The following is a 17834-nucleotide window of genomic DNA, read 5'->3' on the forward strand; positions in this document are numbered from 1 at the left end:
CAGAGGGGGCCGCCAGCCGAGACGCCGCGGGAGTTCACATGTCGCTCAAGGGACGATCCATCCTCGATGCCGGGATCTTCACGCCCGACGTCTTCGCCGAACTCGCCGAGCGGACCACCCGGCTCCTCGACGCCCGGCCCGAGCCGATCTTCCGCGACGAGGTCGTGGCGATGCTGTTCTACCAGCCCTCGACCCGCACCCGCATGTCGTTCCAGCTCGCCGCCATCCGCCTCGGCGCGCAGGTCATCTACACCGAGGATGCCGGGCAGTTCTCCTCCGCCGCCAAGGGCGAGATCCTCGAGGACACGACCCGCATCGTCGCCGGCTACCGCCCCAAGGCCCTCGTGCTGCGCCACCACGACGAGGACGCGCCCGTCGTGGTCGACCGCAACATGCAGCGCCTGGGCTTCGCCATGCCGGTGTTCAACGCCGGCTCGGGCGCCGGCGAGCACCCCACCCAGGCGGCGCTCGACCTCTATACCATCCAGCGCGAGCTCGGCCGCACCAGCGACGTCGAGGTCGCCTTCGTGGGCGACTGCCGCTACAGCCGCACCGTCCGCTCGCTCGTGACGCTGCTGGCCCGCTGCCCCGGCGCCAAGGTGCATTTCGTGTCCGTGCCGGAACTGCGCGTCGGTGCCGACGTGCGCGACACCCTCGACCGGGCGGGCGTGCCCTATACCGAGACGGACGACTGGGAAGACCTGGTCCCGACGGTCGACATCCTGTACATGACCCGTCCGCAGAAGGAGTGGTTCACCGACGAGGCCATGTTCCAGACCGTCAAGGACCGGTTCGTGCTGGACCTGCCGACGGCGCGGCGCATGAAGCCCGGCGCCCGCATCCTCCACCCGCTGCCGCGCAACGAGGAAATCGCGCTGGCCGTGGATCCTCTGCCGCAGGCCGCCTATTTCCGCCAGGCCGATTACGGCCCGCCGCTGCGCACCGCCCTGTTCCAGATGGTCTGCGGATAGGGCGCGCGCGGCGCTTCTTCCGACCGACCCCCGACGAGGACCGGCATGCCGACCAGCACCATGACGCACGACCCGCATCAGCCGAGGGGCCTCCCGCGCATCGTGATCATCGGGGCGGGCTTCGGCGGCCTCGAAGTGGTGCGGGGGCTGAACCTCGCGCCGGCCGTCGTCACCGTCATCGACAAGACCAACCACAACCTGTTCCAGCCGCTGCTCTACCAGGTGGCCACGGCGGCGCTGGCGCCCTCCGACATTGCCGTGCCGGTGCGCAGCCTGTTCACCGACATGCCCCGGGTCGGCACCCTCATGGGCGAGGTGACGGGCGTCGATACGGACAACAAGCTCGTCCACGTGAAGGGCGTGCCCGACATCCCCTACGACCACCTCGTGCTGGCGACGGGCTCGGTCTATTCCTGGTTCGGCCACGACGACTGGGCCCGCCACGCCTTCACGCTGAAGACGCTCGACCAGGCCCTGGCGCTGCGCTCCAGCCTGCTGGCCGCCTTCGAATGGGCGGAAAGTCGCACCGACCCGGACGAGATCCGGCGCCTGCTCACCTTCGTGATCGTGGGGGGCGGGCCGACCGGCGTCGAGATGGCCGGCGCCATCGCGGAACTCGCCCATGCCACGCTGGCGCGCGACTTCCGCCGCATCCGGCCGAACTCGGCCCGGATCGTTCTCTGCGAGGGCGGCCCGAGCCTGCTGGCGGGCTTTCCCGACAAGCTGTCCGCCTATGCCCGGCACCACCTCGAGGACCTCGGCGTCGAGGTCAAGACCGGCGCGCAGGTCGAAACGGTGGACCGCGACGGCGTGGTGGCGGGCGGCGAGCGCATCTTCGCCGCCAACGTGCTCTGGGCCGCCGGCACGGCCGCCACGCCCGTGGCCGCCTGGGTCGGGGCCGAGACCGGCAAGGGCAACGGCATCAAGATCGACGAACACTGCGCGGTGCCGGGGCTCGACGGCGTCTACGCGGTCGGCGACTGCACCTACATGGAGGATGCGGCGGGCCACCGCCTGCCGGGCGTGGCCCCGGTCGCCAAGCAGCAGGGCGCGCATGTCGCCAAGGTGCTGATGCAGCGCCTGATCGGCGAGCCCCTGCCGCAGCCGTTCCGCTACGACGACCAGGGCCAGCTCGCCATGGTGGGCCGCTCGGCCGCGGTCGCCGACCTCGGCGGCCGCGTCAAGATGACGGGCCTCGTCGGCTGGCTGCTGTGGAGCGTCGTGCACCTGTTCTTCCTGATCGGCGCGCGCAACCGCATCACCGTCTACCTGAACTGGGTCTGGGCCTGGCTCACCTATGGCCGCGGGGCGCGCCTGATCACCGCCATCGACCCGCAGGTGCGGCGGGACTTCGCCCATCTCGACGAGATCGCGGCCCACAGGCCCGTGCTGCCGCCGGCGGCGTGACGCCCCTCGGGGCAGCCTGACGGCGCCGAAACCGCGGGAGCTTCCCGTGCGGTTTCGGCGCCAAGGGCCTTGGTTCGCCAGGCCTCAGTGGAAGCCCGGGCTCGAGAGCGGCTGGAAGCCCGCCGAGATGGCGGGAGCGCTGCCCGGGATGGCGGCGAGGGCGGTCAACGTCATCGTGCGGGTCGCGGCGGGATCGGCGGCGGCGGCGGCGACGCGATGGGACCGGGAGTGGGCCGGTGCCGGCGTGCCGGAGGCCACCGCCACCGGAGCCGCGACGGCCGGCACGGTCACGCCGGCATGGGCGACCGCTCGATGCGCCGGCGCCGTCTCGGACGCCGCCGCGGCCCGGACGGGTCTCGTCGCGCGGGGCTCGGACGCGGTCGCGGTCTCGACCGCGGGGGCCGCCTTGACGGCCGAAGCCGCCCGGACCGGATGCGCCTTCTCCGGATGAGCCTTTTCCGGATGAGCCTTGTCCGGATGAGCTTCGGCGAGCGCGGGTTTCGGCGTCTCGGGCTTGGCAGGCTCGGGCTTGGCGGCATCGGTTTTGGCCTGCGCCGACCGGACCGGTGTGGGGGTGGGGCGCTCGACCTTGGCGTGCTCGACCTTGGCCGGCTCGACCTTGGCGTGTTCGACGCTGGCCTGCTCGCGACCCGCCTGGGCCGGCCCCGCCGCGACGGGCTTGGCGGTCGGCTTGTGGGCGGCCGCGTGGGATCGGTGCGGCTTCGGGGCGTTCGGCGTGGGGCTCGCTTCGCCGGGCCTCGCCGTCATGTGGTCGGCCGACAGGTATCCGTTGAGCTGGCAGAGGAGCCCGCAATCGTCCTGGGCGGCGGCGGGGCCCGGCAGCGCGAGGGCGAGGGCGACGGCGATGCCGCCGAAGGGAATGGAAAGCCTCATGGTGGTGCGGTCCGTCGCTGCCCGATCGCGCTTTGCCCCGATTGGAGCCCGGATTGGTTAAGACCCGGTGAAGCCCCGCCCGGGCCCGCCGGGCCGCGATGGACCGCCGAAGTCCCCCCGGCACGGTGCTTCACAATGGAATAATTATAAAACACAGCAATCCGAATGCAGGCTTGCCATGCGGCGAAGCAATTGACCGATGAAGGCCGCTCTCGATATAGATCGTGCGCGTCGCCGCTGCGGTTCGACCGGGGTCTATACAGGCCCATGACGGGAGACGAGCGGTTCGGCGCGGCGGCCAGGGGATGATTGCATGATGTTGTCGCGCTCGCGCCGAGCCGTCGCCGGTGGCGGCCTGCTCCTGGCGTCCCTCCTCGGCGCGGCTCCGGGTCGGGCGGCCGAAGCCGGGACGCTGACGATCTACAACAGCCAGGACGAGGGGCCCGTCGAGGCGCTGGCGGCCGCCTTCGAGAAGAAGACCGGCATCAAGGTGGCGTTCCGGGACAACGGCGCGCCCGCGCTGGCGCGCCAGATCGTCGACGAAGGCGACCACACCCCGGCCGACATCTTCTACGCCGAATATTCCACAGCGCTCGTCACGCTGGCCGACAAGAACCTGCTGGCGCCCCTGCCGGGCGACGTCACCGCCGCCATCCCGGCGCAGTTCAACGGCGCCAAGCACGATTGGGTCGGCGTCACGGCGCGGAGCTTCGTGCTCCTCTTCAACCGCAAGCTCATCGCGGAAGACAAGCTGCCGGCCTCGATCATGGACCTCGCCAAGCCCGAATGGGCGGGCAAGTTCGCCTACAACCCGCGGGCCGCGGCCTTCCTCGAGATGGTCGTGGCGGTCGAGAAGCAGAAGGGCACCGAGGCCGCCAAGGCTTGGCTCACCGGGCTCAAGGCCAACGGCAAGGCCTTCCCCAAGAACACCGCCATGGTGCTGGCCGTCGACCGGGGCGAGGTCGAACTCGCCGTCAATGCCGACAATTACTGGCTCGCCGTGGCCAAGGAGCGCGGCGCCGACACGCTCGACGCCCGCGTCCACTACATCGGCAACAAGGATCCGGGCGCGCTGCTCACGGTTTCGGGCCTCGCCATCCCCAAATTCGCCCCCCACAGGGCGGAGGCCGAGCGCTTCGCCGCCTATGCGGTGAGCGAGGAAGGCCAGAAAGTGCTGGCCGAGGCGGCCGGCGACGTTCCGCTGCGGCCGGGCGTGGTCTCGCCGACGGCGCTCAAGCCCTTCGCGTCGCTCGATCCTTCCCCGGTCTCGGCGGCCGAGATCGGCGACGCCGCCTCCGCCCTCGACCTCGAGCGGGCCGTCGGCATCAACTGATGGCCGAGGCGGCCTTCAGCCTTTCCGCGCTGCGGCGCCGCGGGTCCTCCGCGCTGGCGCGCCGCGGATCTTCCGCGGCGCCGTCCTGGCTCGTCCTGCCCCTGGTCGCGGTCGCGCTGCTGGCGGCGCTGCCGCTCGCCTATGTGGCGTGGCAGGCCGCGGCCGTGGGCTGGGCTGGCTCGGCCGCGCTGCTGTTCCGCCCCTTCACGGCGGCGCTGCTCGCCAGCACGCTCGAACTCGCCGCCGCCGTTACGCTGGGCTCGGTGCTGGTCGGCACGGCGGCGGCCTGGCTCGTCGAGCGGAGCGATCTCCCCGGCCGGTCCGTGTGGCGCGTGCTGGTGCCGTTGCCGCTCGCCATGCCGGCCCTGGTCTCGGCCTTCGCCTGGCTGTCGCTGACGCCGCGGGTCGAAGGCATGGCGGGCGCCGTGCTGGTGCTGGTGCTGGCCGAATATCCGCTGGTCTACCTGCCGGTGGCGGCGGCGCTGCGCGGCATGGACCCGGCGCTCGAGGATGTGGCGCGCTCGGTCGGGCACGGCCCCTGGCGCATCTTCGGCCGCACCGTGCTGCCCCAGCTGGTGCCGGCCCTGTCGGGCGGCGTGCTGCTCGTGACGCTGCACATGCTGGTCGAGTTCGGCCCCCTGGCGCTGCTGCGGGTGGAAACCTTCACCACCGCCATCTACGAGGCCTACGAGCTGAGCTACGACGGCGCGGCCGCCGCCATGCTGTCGGCGGTGCTGATCGCGCTGTGTCTCTGCGTCATGGCGGCCGAACTGCTGCTGCGCGGCCGGCGCCGCTTCTCCCGCGCCGCGTCCGGCGCCATCGCGGCCCACGCGCCGGCGCGGCTCGGCCACGCGACTCTGCCGGCCTTCGCCGGCCTCGCCGCCCTGCTCGGCCTGGCCCTGGGCCTGCCGGTCGCCATGCTGGCCTATTGGCTGCTGCTGGCCCGCCGGGCCGCGCTGCCGCTCGACCGGATCCTGTCGGCCGTGGGCGATTCGGTGCAGCTCGCGGCGCTCGGCGCCGTGCTCACCACGGCGGTCGGGCTGTCGCTGGTGCTGGCGGCCTTCCGGCGGCGGGGCCGCATGGCGGTCCTCGCCGAACGGCTGCCCTTCGTGGTCCATGCCCTGCCGGGGCTCGTGGTGGCGCTGGCGCTGGTGTATTTCTGCCTGCGCGTCGCGCCCGTCCTCTACCAGACCACGGCGCTGCTGCTCGTCGCCTACGCGCTGCTCTTCCTGCCCCTGGCCCAGACGGCGTTGCGCCCCGCCGTCGAGCAGGTGCCGCCCGCCATGGAGGAGGTGGCGCTGGCGCTGGGCCGGGCGCCGTGGCGGGTGCTGCTCACCGTGACGCTGCCCAACATCCTCCCGGGCCTCAGCGCCGCGACCCTGCTGGTGTTCATGCAGCTCATGAAGGAGCTCACCGCCACGCTGGTCCTGGCGCCGACCGGCGTCCGCACGCTGGCGATGGAACTCTGGGCCCAGTCGTCGCAGATGAAATACGGCACGGCCGCCCCCTATGCGGCGCTGCTCGTCCTCGTGTCCGGCGCCCCGGCCTATTGGGCCACGGTCGAGCTGCAGAAACGCCGCGGCCGCCGTTGACGCGGCAGGGCGCCGGAGCCGCGATGCCGCCGGAAACACCTTGGCGTCCCGGCGGTTTCAGGGCAGAGCCCTGAGGACCCCGGGCCGGAGCGGCATCGCCGAAGGCGAAGCGTTCCCGCCCACGCCGTGCCGGAGTGCCCGATCCTGAACGCCGCCGCCCTGCAGGTCTCGGGCCTCGCCAAATCCTACGGCGACACGCCCGTGCTGCGCGACATCGACCTCGCCGTCGCGCCCGGCGCCGTCGTGGCGCTCCTCGGCCCCTCCGGCTGCGGGAAGACGACGCTGCTGCGCCTCGTCGCCGGTTTCGATCGGGCCGATTCCGGCTCGGTCACGCTGGGAGGGCGGCCCGTGGCCGATGGCCCGGCCGGGGGGCGGGGCTGCTGGGTGCCGCCCTTCCGGCGCGGCATCGGCTACGTGCCGCAGGACGGCGTGCTGTTTCCCCACCTCGATGTCGCCGCCAACGTCGGCTTCGGCCTGTCGCCGGCCGGGCGGCGGTCCGGACGGGTGGAGGCCATGCTGGACCTCGTCGGCATGGCGGGCTTCGGCCGCCGCATGCCGCACGAACTCTCCGGCGGCCAGCAGCAGCGCGTGTCCATCGCCCGGGCGCTGGCGCCGTCGCCCGCCGTGGTGCTGCTCGACGAACCCTTCAACGCCCTCGACGCCCACCTGCGCCGCACGCTCTGCGCCGAAGTCCGCGCCATCCTCAAGCGCGGCGGCGCCGCGGCCCTCATGGTCACCCACGATCGCGACGAGGCCTTCACGGTCGCCGACGAGATCGCCGTCATGCGGGCGGGCCGCATCGTCCAGCGGGGCACGCCGGCGGACTTCTACCGGGCGCCGGTCGACCTCGACACGGCCCGCCTCGCCGGCGCCGCCATGCTGCTCGACGGCACCCTGACGGGGGCGAGCGCCGAGACGGCGCTGGGCCGCCTGCCGGTCCGCAACCCCCACGGCGTCCCCGACGGGCCCGTCGCCCTGATGCTGCGGCCGGAACAGGTCGTCGCCGCCGCGCCCGGCGCGGGCCTGCGCGTCACGGTGCGCCACGCCGCCATGCTGGGCCCGCTGACCTGGCTCGATCTCGAGACCGAGGGCGGCGCCGTGGCGCTGCAGGCCTGCTGGGTCGCGGCCGCGCCGCCCGAGGCGGGCTCCGCCGTCCTCATCGAGGTGCGCGGCGACGCCATGGTGTTCCCGCCGGAGTGACGCCGACGGCGGTGAAGCTGAAACTTGAACGCGGCCATTGGCGTTGGGGAATTTGGGACACCGTTCCAGGGCGACGCCGTGGTTTCGCCTCTGGCCGGTGGGCCGGACAGGGCGGGATGGTTCGTCGCAGGCCGACGGATCGGCCCGCAGGCAGGTCCGATCGTCGGACCGTCACGCAGGAGAAACGTCTCATGAAGTTCGCCGCCACCCTCGCTCTCGCCGGCCTCGCCGGGATCTGCCTCGCCGGCACGGCGGAAGCCCTTCCGCTCGCCCCCGCCGCCGCCATCCCGGCCGCCGCCCAGGCGCCCGTCGTCGATGCCGCCATGGTGGTCACCAGGACCGTGCGCCGTGGGCCGTTCGGCGGCCGCGTCGTGACGAAACGCGTGATGCGCCGCGGTCCCATGGGCCGCACCGTCACCACCACCCGCACCGTCCGCTGAACCGGTCGCGCCGGACAAGGGTCCGGCGCGGTCCCGAGCGTCTCCGATCGGTCCCGAGGTGCCTTCCCCATGACTTCAGCTTCATCATGACTGTGCCTCCCTCATGACTGCGATCGAGACGGCCCCGCGGCGCGACGCGCTCGCCGGCGACGGTGACGGAGCCGTGCCGGGGGCGCGGCAGCGCAACGCCCGCGTGTTGCTGGCGGTGGTGCTGGTGGCGCTCGGGCTCTGGACCATCCACGACTTCCTGCCGGCCCTGGCCTGGGCGGCCGTCCTCGCCGTGGCGTTCTGGCCGCTCTACGAGAAGGCCCTGCGGCGCTTCCCGCCCGGCAAGCACAACGTGCTGATGCCGAGCCTCTTCACCCTCGGCGTCGGCCTGCTCTTCGGCCTGCCGCTGGTCGTGGTGCTGTTCGAAGCGCTGCGGGAGTTCCACTCGGTCCTCGACCTTTACCGCCGCGCCACGACGTCGGGCATCCCGCTGCCGGACTTCATCGCGCACCTGCCCTTCGGCGCCGACGCCATCTCGCATTGGTGGCAGGACAACCTCGCCAACGGCGCCCAGGCGCACGGCATCGCCGAACGGGTCGACCGCGCCAAGGCGGCGGAGATCGGTCGCAACCTCGGCGGGCAGATCGTCCACCGCACGGTGCTGTTCTTCTTCGCCCTGATGACGCTGTTCTTCCTGTTCAAGGAGGGCAACGAGGTCGTGCGCCAGATGCTCGACGCGAGCCAGAAGGCCTTCGGCGCCAAGGGCGAGCGTGTCGCCCGGCAGGTCGTGGCCTCCATCCACGGCACCGTCGACGGGCTGGTGCTGGTGGGCCTCGGCGAGGGCTTCGTCATGGGCGTCGTCTACGCCTTCGCGGGCGTGCCGCACCCGATCCTCTTCGGTGCGCTGACGGCCTTCGCCGCCATGGTGCCGTTCGCCGTGACGGTGGTGTTCATCGTCGTGGGCGGGGTGCTGCTCGCCCAGGGCAGCGTGCTGGCGGCGGTGCTGGTGGTGGGCGGCGGCAGCCTCCTCGCCTTCCTGGCCGACCACCTCATCCGCCCGGTGCTCATCGGCGGCACGACGCGGCTGCCCTTCCTGTGGGTGCTGTTCGGCATCCTGGGCGGTGTCGAGACCTGGGGCCTCGTCGGCCTCTTCGTCGGCCCGGCCCTGATGGCGGCGATCGTCCTGCTGTGGCGCGAATATACCGAGGGCGTGCAGGGCAGGGGGCAGAACAGGGCCCGCACGGCGGCCCCGGACGCCCGGCCCGGGCTCTCCTGAGCCGCCGCGGCGGCACGGCGGGTCGGCGGGCGGCGTCCCGGGGCGCGGGGAGCCGGATGGAGGAGGCGGTAGCATGCGGATCCTGATCGTCGGCGCCGGCGCCACGGGCGGTTATTTCGGGGCCTGCCTCGCGGCGGCCGGGCGCGACGTGACCTTCCTGGTCCGCCCGCGCCGTGCCGCGGAACTCGCCGCCGGCGGGCTGCAGATCCTGTCCCCCTCCGGCGATTGGACGATCCGGCCCAAGCTGGTCCTCGGGCCGGAGATCGCCGGCGCCTTCGACCTCGTGCTGCTCACCGTCAAGGCCCATGCCCTGGCGGGCGCGCTCGACGACATCGGTCCCGCCATGGGGCCCGACACCGTCTTGTTCCCCATCCTCAACGGGATGCGCCACATCGACCTGCTGGTGGAGCGGTTCGGCGACCTCGTGATCGGCGGCGTCTGCAAGGTCGCCACCATGCTCGACGGGTCGGGCCGCATCCGGCAGCTCGCGCCCGGCCAGGAGCTGACCTTCGGCGAGCTGTCCGGCGGCGCCTCGGCCCGCATCGCCGCCATCGACGCCGCGCTGCAGGGCTGCGGCTTCACCGCCCGGGCGACGCCCGACATCCTGCAGGCCATGTGGGACAAATGGATCATGCTGGCGGCCCTCGGAGCGCTGACCTGCCTGATGCGCGGGACGGTGGGCGAGATCGCGGCGGCGCCGGGCGGTCCCGCCGTCGCGGCGGCCCTGGTCGGCGAGACCGCAGCCGTGGCGACGGCCGCCGGCCATCCGCCGGCCGATGCCTATGTGGCGGCGACCCGGGCCATGCTGACGGCGGCCGGCTCGCCCATGACGTCCTCGCTCTACCGCGACCAGCAGGCTGGACTGCCGCTGGAGGCCGACCACGTGCTCGGCGATCTCCTGGCCCGGGCCCGCGGCTTCGGCCTGGCGACGCCGCTCCTCGACGCGGCCGCGGTATCGCTCGCCGTTCACGCGCGGCGCACCGCGCCGGGCGCCTGACGGCGCCGGGCGCCTGACGGCGCGGGGCGCCTGGCGGCGCGGGGCGCCTGAGGCTCACCTGGCGAGGAGCCGCCCGTAGATCGCCACGGCGGCGGCGATCTCGTCCACCGCGCAGGTCTCGTCGGTCTGGTGGGCCAGGGCCGGATCGCCCGGCCCGAGGATCACGGCTTCGGCCCCGCAAGCCTCCACCAGCACGGAAGCATCGGTGAAGAAGGGCAGGGCCCGGGGCGGGACTTCGGCGACGCCCGCCCCCGCCACGGCGTCGAGCGAGGCCCGCACCAGCGCCGAATCGGCCGGGGTGCGGACGGCGGGCAGGTCGAGCAGCGTCGCCAGCCGAGCGTCCGGGCCGAGCAGGTCGGCGAAGTGGCGCCTGAGGCCGGCGTGGCTGCCCGGCACCGTGCTCCGCAGGTCGATGGTGAAGGCCGCGGCATCGGGGACGGAATTGACGTTGAGGCCGCCCCGCACCGTGCCGACGTTCAGCGTCACGCTGCCGAGCAGCGGGTCGTCCATGTCGTCGAAGGTCTGGTCGCGACAAAGCACGATGCCGTCGGCGGCGGCGTAGACGGCGTTGCGCCCGAGATGCGGCGTCGCGCCGTGGGCTCCGACGCCGGCATAGGCGGCTTCCAGCCACAGGGCCCCGCGGTGCCCGATGCCGACGCGGTTGCCGGTGGGCTCCGCCACCACGATCCCGGAGGCCCGGGGCAGGGCGCCGAGCCGGGCGAGATGCGCGGCGCCGAGGCAGCCCGTCTCCTCGCCGGCCGTCAGCACCAGCGCGATGGGGCGGCGCCCGCCCGCAGCCGCGTGGGCGAGCGCGGCCGTGACGATGGCGGCGACGCCCGCCTTCATGTCGGTCGACCCGCGCCCATGCAGCCGTCCCCCCGCGACCGTGCCCGACAGCGGCGGTCGTCGCCACCGCACGGCCCCGAGCGGCACCGTGTCGAGGTGACCGGACAGCACCAGAGGGTCCCCGCCGGCCCCGGCGTGGACAGCCACCATGGACGGCCGGCCGGGCGCCATGTCATGGACGGCGACGCCGAAGCCGGCGGCCTCGAGCAGGGGCGCCAGCAGGTCGACCGCCGCACGCTCCTGCGGGGCCGGCCCCGCCGTGTCGAGGCGCACGAGGGCTTGGGCGAGGGCGAGGGCATCGGTCATCGGGGGGACTCGTGGCGCGGAAAGCGAGGGCCGGCGCGGCGGACCGCCGTGGTTGTGGCGACGACGCAGGCGATTAAGGTGACGGCACGGGCCCGATACGCCGGCGCCCGGCGCCCATGGAGCGTGCCATCAGACCGATGCAAAGCGAAGATGCCCCGAAACTCGGGGGCGTGAGCGTGCGGCTGCGGCTGGCGCGGCAGATGCAGGGCATGACGCTGAAGGGCCTCGCCGACGCGGTCGGCTGCTCGGAAAGCATGCTGTCCAAGATCGAGAACGGGAAGTCCTCGCCCTCGCTCCCCATGCTGCACCGCCTCGTCGAGGCGCTCGGGACCAACATCGGCTGGCTGTTCGAGGAGAACGACGGCGAGGACGGGATCGTGTTCCGCGCCGGCGAGCGGCCCATCATCGCGCTCGACCCGCTGCGGCGCGGCGAGGGCATCAGCCTCGAGCGCGTCATCCCCTACGCGGCGGGCCACCTGCTCCAGTGCAACATCCACCACATCGACGTGGGAGGCGAGAGCGCCGGCCCGATCCAGCACGTCGGCGAGGAGGTGGGATACGTGCTGCGCGGCACCGTCGACCTCATCCTCGAGGACCGCACCCATCGCCTGTCGCAGGGCGACAGCTTCGTCTTCGCCTCGAACCTGCGGCACGCCTACCGGAACGCCGGGGGCGAGCCCGCCAGCATCTTCTGGGTGAACACGCCGCCGACCTTCTGACATGGCGAGACCATTCAGGGTCCTTGACAGAAAATCAAGTCACTTGAATGATGGGCTCCGCCGCGGGATCCGGTCCCCGGCCGGTCGCGGCCCGGGGCTCGCGAAGGTCGACGATCATGCCGCGCTCCCGCACCCTGCCGCGCCCGATCCTGGTGGGCGCCGTCGCCCTTTCCGCCCTGCTCGCCGCCCCGGCAGCCCGGGCCGCCACCTACGCGGTGGTGACCATCAACCAGCAGGCCCTGTTCTTCAACCAGATCGACGACGGCGCCAAGAAGGCCGCGGATGCGGCGGGCGACAAGCTCGTGGTCTTCAATGCCAACAACGTGCCTTCCGCCCAGAACGACGCCATCGAGACCTACATCACCCAGAAGGTGGACGGCATCGTGCTGGTCGCCATCGACGTCAACGGCGTGAAGCCCGCCATCACGGCCGCCAAGAAGGCCGGCATCCCGGTCATCGCCGTGGACGCCCAGATCCCGGGCGGCGACAACGTCGCCTTCGTGGGCGTCGACAACGCCAAGGCGGGCGAGCAGATCGGCAGCTTCTTCGCCGACTACGTGAAGAAGGACATGGGCGGCAAGGCCAAGGTCGGCATCGTGGGGGCGCTCAACTCCTTCATCCAGAACCAGCGGCTCGACGGCTTCAAGAAGACCGCCTCGGTGGCGGGCGTCACCTTCGCCGACACAGTCGACGGGCAGAACGTGCAGGACGTGGCCCTCACGGCCTCCGAGAACCTGATGACCGCCAACCCGTCCATGACGGCGATCTACGCCACCGGCGAGCCGCAGCTGATCGGCGCCGTCTCGGCCGTCGACACGGCCGGCCGCAAGGACAAGGTGAAGGTCTTCGGATGGGACCTGACCGCCCAGGCCGTGAAGGGCATCGACGAGGGCTGGGTCGCGGCCGTGGTTCAGCAGGACCCCTTCACCGAGGGCAAGATCGCCATCGAGAGCCTCGCCAAGCTCAAGAAGGGCGGCACCGTCGACCCCATCATCCACGTCCCGGTGACGATCGTCACCAAGGCCAACGTCGGCCAGTACAGCGGCATGTTCAAGTGAGCTGAGGCAGGGCGGGTCCGGGCGACAGGGAGCGAGCGATGGACGGCGGGGTCCCCAGGGTCCGGATGCGCGGCATCTCGAAGCGCTACGGCACCATCCAGACGCTCGACGACGTGTCGCTCGACCTGATGCCCGGCGAGGTGCTGGGCCTCGTGGGCGACAACGGGGCCGGCAAGTCGACCCTGAGCAAGGTGCTGTCGGGCGCCGTCGTGCCCGACGCCGGCACGATCGAGATCGACGGGCGCGCCGTCGCCTTCGCGTCGCCCGCCGAGGCGCGGGCCCAGCATGTCGAGATGGTCTACCAGGACCTGTCGCTGTGCGACACGGTCGACGTCGCCGGCAACCTGTTCCTCGGGCGCGAGCCGCGCCGGCGCGTGCTCGGCATCCCGTTCCTCGACAAGCCCCGCATGCGGGCCGATGCCGCCGCCATGCTGACGAGCCTCGGCATCTCGGTGCCCGACATCACCGTGCAGGTCGAGAACCTGTCGGGCGGGCAGCGCCAGTCCATCGCCATCGGCCGCGCCGCCTCCTTCGACCCCAAGGTGCTGATCATGGACGAACCCACCGCCGCCCTGGCGGTGGCGGAGGTGGAGGCCGTGCTCGAGCTGATCCGCACCGTCAGCGCCCGCGGCGTCAGCGTCATCCTCATCACCCACCGGCTGCAGGACCTGTTCCTCGTCTGCGACCGGCTGCAGGTCATGTACGAGGGGCGGGCCATCGCGCAGCGCTCCATCGTCGACACCGACATCGAGGAAGTCGTCGACCTCATCGTCGGCCGCAAGTTCACCGCCCGCTCGGCGGGCCACGCCCGCCCGGCGGGCCACGCCCGCTCGGCGGAGACGGCCCGCCCGGCGCGGTCCGACCGCCCGTCCGACAGCCCCGGAGCGAGCCCGCCATGACGATCCCGGTCCAGGCCGCCGCGTCCTCGTCGCGGCTGCGCCCCCGCACCCTGAAGGACCGGTTCCTCGCCAACGGCAGCGTCGGCTCCATCGCGCTGTTCTTCCTCTTCGTCGTGGCGCTGTTCTCCCTGACGACGGAGGATTTCCTCAGCCTCGACAACGTCCTCAACGTGCTGCGCCAGTCGGCCCCGCTGCTGATCGTCGCGACCGCCATGACGCTGGTCATCACCACCGGCGGCATCGACCTGTCGGTCGGCTCGGTGCTGGCCCTGACCAGCGCGCTCTGCGCCATCCTGATCCACGCGGGCCTGCCCTGGGCGCTGGTGATGGTGCTGATGCTGCTCGTCGGTGCGCTGGTCGGCGCCATCCAGGGCTTCTTCGTCGCCTACGAGGGCATCCCCTCCTTCATCGTCACCCTGGCGGGCCTCAGCGTGATCCGCGGCCTGGCCCTGCTGATGACGGGCGGCTATTCGGTGCCGATCCCCTCCGACATCGCCTTCGTCGGCCTCGGGCGCGCCTGGATCCTCGGCATGCCGCTGCCGGCGCTGATCGCCGCCGCCGTCCTGCTGGTCGGCTTCGTCACCTTCAACGAGACGCCGTTCGGCCGCTACGTCACCGGCATCGGCGCCAATGCCGAGGCGGTGCGCCGCGCCGGCGTCAACACCCGGGGGGTGACGCTGCTGGTCTACGTGCTGTCCGGCAGCCTCGCGGCTCTGGCCGGCCTCGTGCTGGCGGCTCGGCTCGGCTCGGGCTCGTCCAACGCCGGCCAGGGCTTCGAACTCGACGTCATCGCCGCCGTGGTGCTGGGCGGCACCAGCCTCTTCGGCGGGCGCGGCACCATGGTGGGGACGATCCTCGGCGCCCTGACGGTGGCGGCCATCGGCAACGGGCTGATCCTGGCGCATCTGTCGCCCTTCCTCACCCCCATCGTCACGGGATCGATCATCCTGGTGGCGATCTGGATGAACTTCCGCATCTTTCGCGGCGCGGGCCGCAAACGGTGAGGTCCGGTCCCCGAAGACGGCAGGCGAGCGCCACACCATGACCGACACGAAGCGCCATCCCGTCGGGGTGAAGAGCGGCACCGTGATGACGGTGCTGGGCCCCATTCCGGCCGAGCGGATGGGCGTGACGCTGATGCACGAGCACATCCTGCTCGACGCCTCGAAGCTGTGGCAATGCCCCTGCAAGGCTTCCGAGATGGCCATCGCGGAAGCGCCCGTCAGCATCGAAACCATCGGCGAGCTGCGGATGAACCCGTTCCTCAGCCGCGACAATTGCTTCCTGCTCGACGTGAACCTCGCGGCGGGCGAACTCGGCCGGTTTTCCGAACTCGGCGGCGACACGGTGGTGGACCCGACGAACTTCGGCATCGGGCGCGACCCCGAAGCGCTGCAGCGCATCTCGCGCCGCACGAAGCTGAACATCGTGATGGGATCGGGCTTCTACCTCGAGCCCTCGCATCCGGCCTGGTTCACCGCCATGGACCTCGACGAGGCGACGGCCTTCATCGTCGCGGACGTCGGCGGCGGCCCGACCCAGCCCGACGCGATGGCCGGCATCATCGGCGAGGTCGGCGTCTCGAAATCCTTCACCCCGGCCGAGGAGAAGTCGCTGCGCGCCGCCGCCCGGGCCTCGCGCATCACCGGCGTGCCGCTGTCGATCCACCTCCCGGGCTGGGAACGGCTGGCGCATCGCGTTCTCGACGTCGTGGAGAGTGAGGGCGCGGACCTCGCCCACACGGTTCTGTGCCACATGAACCCGAGCCACGACGACCTCGACTATCAGATGGCCCTGGCGAAGCGCGGCGCCTTCCTGGAATACGACATGATCGGCATGGATTATTACTACGCCGACCAGCAGGCCCAGTCCCCGTCGGACGAGGAGAACGCCCGTGCCATCCGGGCGCTGATCGGCAAGGGCTTCGGCGACCGCGTGCTGATGAGCCAGGACGTGTTCCTGAAGATCATGCTGACGCGCTTCGGGGGCTTCGGCTACGGCTACATCCTCAAGCACTTCGTGCCGCGGCTGAAGCGCCACGGCATCGAGCAGGCCGCCATCGACCTCATGCTGCGCGACAATCCCGTGCGGGTCTTCAAGGCGGGATGACGCCATGCGGGTCCACGTGGTGGGCAACCTGTGCCGCGACACGAGCCTCGCGGTGGCGCGCTTCCCCGTGCCGGGCGAGACGCTGGTGGCGGAGGGCAGCGCCTCCGGCCTCGGCGGCAAGGGGCTGAACCAGGCCGTGGCGGCGGCCCGCGCCGGCGCCCCGACGACGCTGCACGCCGCGGTGGCGGGCGCCGATGTCGCGGCGCTCGCCGCCGCCCTGGCCGGGGAGGGCGGGCTCGCGCTGCGGCTCGTCGGCCGCGACCTGCCGACCGACACGTCGACCATCCTGGTGCGGGGCGACGGCGAGAACCTCATCGTCAGCGCCACGGCCTGCGCCCGCGCCTTCGATCCCGTGCCGGACCTCGGGGCCCTCGGCCCGGGCGACGTGCTGCTGATGCAGGGCAACCTCGACCCCGGGCGGACCCGCGCCTGCCTGGCGGCGGGGCGGCGGGCCGGGGCGCTGACGGTGCTGAACCCGAGCCCGGTCTTCGCCGAAGGCGCGCTCGACTGGGCCGCCGTCGACGTCGCCGTGCTGAACCGCGGCGAGCTCGCGGCCCTGACGGGCTGCCGAGAGCCCGCCGAGGGCGCGGATGCGCTGCTCGGACGGGGCGCCGGCGCCGTGGCGGTGACGCTCGGGCCGCAGGGCGCACTCTTGCGCTCCGGCGACGACACCATCGCGGTGGCGGCCCCGGCCGTGGCGGCACGCGACACGTCGGGCGCCGGCGATGTCTTCTGCGGCGTGCTGGTGGGGCTGATGTGGCGCGGCGTCGCCACCGGCACCGCGCTGGCGCGGGCCGTTGCGGCCGCCTCGCTGTCCGTCACCCGGGCCGGCGCCCTCGCTTCCTGCCCGGGCGCGGCCGAGATCGCCGCCCTGTCCCTCCCCACCCTCGACCGGAACGTCCCATGAGCCCGAATCCCGTCTCCGCCGTCGCGGGCGATGCCGTCTCGGCCCTGTTCGGCCGCGACAAGGCGCTGATCGGCGTCGTGCACCTGCTGCCGCTGCCGGGAGCGCCGCGCTACGACGGCGGCGGCGTCGCCGCCATCTACGAGCGCGGCCTCGCCGATGCCCGCGCCTATGTGGAGAACGGGCTCGACGGCGTCATCGTCGAGAACCACGGCGACGTTCCCTTCGCCAAGCCCGACGCCATCGGCCCCGAGGTGGCGGCCCACATGGCGGTGATCACCGACCGGATCCGCGTCGCCTGCGGCTGCCCGGTGGGCGTGAACGTGCTGGCCAATGCGCCGATCCCCGCCCTCGCCGTCGCGTCGGCGGGCGGGGCGGGGTTCATCCGCGTCAACCAATGGGCCAACGCCTATGTGGCCAACGAGGGGCTGCTCGACGGGGAAGCCGCCGCCGCCATGCGCTATCGGGCCGCGCTGCGCCAGAACGGCATCCGGGTCTTCGCCGACGCCCACGTGAAGCACGGCGCCCACGCCATCACGGGCGACCGGGCGGTGGAGGAACTGGTGCGCGACCTCGCCTTCTTCGACGCCGACGCCGTCATCGCCACCGGCCAGCGCACCGGCCACGCCGCCGACCTCGGCTATATCCGGGCCATCAAGCAGGCCTCGCACCTGCCGACGCTGGTCGGCAGCGGGGTGACGCCGGACAATGTCGCCGACATCCTCGCCATCGTCGACGGCGTGATCGTGGCCTCGTCGCTGAAGCAGGGCGGGGTGTGGTGGAACCCGGTGGAGCCCGCGCGGGTGCGGGCCTTCGCGGCGGCCGCCGGCCGCGCGGCCGCGGGCCGCTGACACCGTTTCACCCGGGAGCCCGGCCCGGCGCCGGGCGCAAAGAA

General features: G+C 72.6%; 17 protein-coding genes. 15 read left to right on the plus strand and 2 right to left on the minus strand.

The features are described 5' to 3' along the window. Nucleotides 1–38: 38 nt before the first annotated feature. The gene (pyrB, locus tag D3272_RS17000; protein ID WP_129220402.1) at nt 39–971 is read left to right on the plus strand and encodes an aspartate carbamoyltransferase; all 933 of its coding nucleotides are present in this window, start codon (nt 39–41) and stop codon (nt 969–971) included. A 45-nt stretch (nt 972–1016) separates the two neighbouring features. Then, complete coding sequence (locus tag D3272_RS17005) at nt 1017–2378, plus strand: NAD(P)/FAD-dependent oxidoreductase (protein WP_129220403.1); 1362 nt, start codon at nt 1017–1019, stop codon at nt 2376–2378. Nucleotides 2379–2462: 84 nt separating this feature from the next. Here the strand turns inward: D3272_RS17005 and D3272_RS17010 are convergent, their stop codons facing one another. Then, nucleotides 2463–3272: a hypothetical protein gene (locus D3272_RS17010; protein WP_129220404.1), complete on the minus strand. Its 810-nt coding sequence runs from the start codon at nt 3270–3272 to the stop codon at nt 2463–2465. A gap of 313 nt (nt 3273–3585) precedes the next feature. Here D3272_RS17010 and D3272_RS17015 point away from each other — a divergent pair, with 313 nt between their 5' ends. From D3272_RS17015 to D3272_RS17040, 6 genes are all read left to right on the plus strand, one after another. Further along, complete coding sequence (locus D3272_RS17015) at nt 3586–4605, plus strand: extracellular solute-binding protein (RefSeq protein WP_129220405.1); 1020 nt, start codon at nt 3586–3588, stop codon at nt 4603–4605. Continuing rightward, nucleotides 4605–6197 (plus strand): ABC transporter permease, encoded by a 1593-nt coding sequence (locus tag D3272_RS17020; RefSeq protein WP_129220406.1) that lies wholly within the window; start codon nt 4605–4607, stop codon nt 6195–6197. Before D3272_RS17015 ends, D3272_RS17020 begins: the two co-directional genes overlap by 1 nt. Before the next feature lie 126 nt (nt 6198–6323). Beyond that, nucleotides 6324–7397, plus strand: a complete 1074-nt coding sequence (locus tag D3272_RS17025) for an ABC transporter ATP-binding protein (protein WP_207210235.1) — start codon at nt 6324–6326, stop codon at nt 7395–7397. A gap of 191 nt (nt 7398–7588) precedes the next feature. After that, nucleotides 7589–7837 (plus strand): hypothetical protein, encoded by a 249-nt coding sequence (locus D3272_RS17030; protein ID WP_129220407.1) that lies wholly within the window; start codon nt 7589–7591, stop codon nt 7835–7837. Nucleotides 7838–7940: 103 nt separating this feature from the next. Beyond that, nucleotides 7941–9101 (plus strand): AI-2E family transporter, encoded by a 1161-nt coding sequence (locus D3272_RS17035; RefSeq protein ID WP_129220408.1) that lies wholly within the window; start codon nt 7941–7943, stop codon nt 9099–9101. Between the two features lie 73 nt (nt 9102–9174). Then, nucleotides 9175–10098, plus strand: coding sequence for a ketopantoate reductase family protein (locus D3272_RS17040; RefSeq protein WP_129220409.1), 924 nt, complete (start codon nt 9175–9177; stop codon nt 10096–10098). Nucleotides 10099–10152: 54 nt separating this feature from the next. Here the strand turns inward: D3272_RS17040 and D3272_RS17045 are convergent, their stop codons facing one another. Continuing rightward, the gene (locus D3272_RS17045) at nt 10153–11250 is read right to left on the minus strand and encodes a M20 family metallopeptidase (protein WP_129220410.1); all 1098 of its coding nucleotides are present in this window, start codon (nt 11248–11250) and stop codon (nt 10153–10155) included. 137 nt (nt 11251–11387) lie between these two features. On the opposite strand from D3272_RS17045, the gene D3272_RS17050 reads away from it, so the two are divergent. The 7 genes from D3272_RS17050 (at nt 11388) to D3272_RS17080 (ending at nt 17790) form a co-directional block, all read left to right on the plus strand. Further along, on the plus strand, nt 11388–11969 hold the full coding sequence (locus tag D3272_RS17050) for a helix-turn-helix domain-containing protein (protein ID WP_245496627.1): 582 nt from the start codon (nt 11388–11390) through the stop codon (nt 11967–11969). 116 nt (nt 11970–12085) lie between these two features. Further along, nucleotides 12086–13027 (plus strand): ABC transporter substrate-binding protein, encoded by a 942-nt coding sequence (locus D3272_RS17055; protein ID WP_129220412.1) that lies wholly within the window; start codon nt 12086–12088, stop codon nt 13025–13027. Between the two features lie 38 nt (nt 13028–13065). Next, on the plus strand, nt 13066–13926 hold the full coding sequence (locus D3272_RS17060) for an ATP-binding cassette domain-containing protein (RefSeq protein ID WP_129220413.1): 861 nt from the start codon (nt 13066–13068) through the stop codon (nt 13924–13926). Further along, on the plus strand, nt 13923–14930 hold the full coding sequence (locus D3272_RS17065) for an ABC transporter permease (RefSeq protein ID WP_129220414.1): 1008 nt from the start codon (nt 13923–13925) through the stop codon (nt 14928–14930). The genes D3272_RS17060 and D3272_RS17065 overlap by 4 nt, the downstream gene beginning before the upstream one ends. A 37-nt stretch (nt 14931–14967) precedes the next feature. Further along, complete coding sequence (locus tag D3272_RS17070; protein ID WP_129220415.1) at nt 14968–16035, plus strand: phosphotriesterase family protein; 1068 nt, start codon at nt 14968–14970, stop codon at nt 16033–16035. A gap of 4 nt (nt 16036–16039) precedes the next feature. After that, a complete protein-coding gene (locus D3272_RS17075; RefSeq protein WP_129220416.1) occupies nt 16040–16942 on the plus strand; it encodes a PfkB family carbohydrate kinase in 903 nt (300 codons plus the stop codon). Further along, the gene (locus D3272_RS17080) at nt 16939–17790 is read left to right on the plus strand and encodes a BtpA/SgcQ family protein (RefSeq protein ID WP_129220417.1); all 852 of its coding nucleotides are present in this window, start codon (nt 16939–16941) and stop codon (nt 17788–17790) included. Before D3272_RS17075 ends, D3272_RS17080 begins: the two co-directional genes overlap by 4 nt. Nucleotides 17791–17834 lie beyond the last annotated feature (44 nt).

It is taken from the genome of Lichenibacterium ramalinae (genome assembly GCF_004137085.1).
GTDB classification, from domain to species: domain Bacteria; phylum Pseudomonadota; class Alphaproteobacteria; order Rhizobiales; family Beijerinckiaceae; genus Lichenihabitans; species Lichenihabitans ramalinae.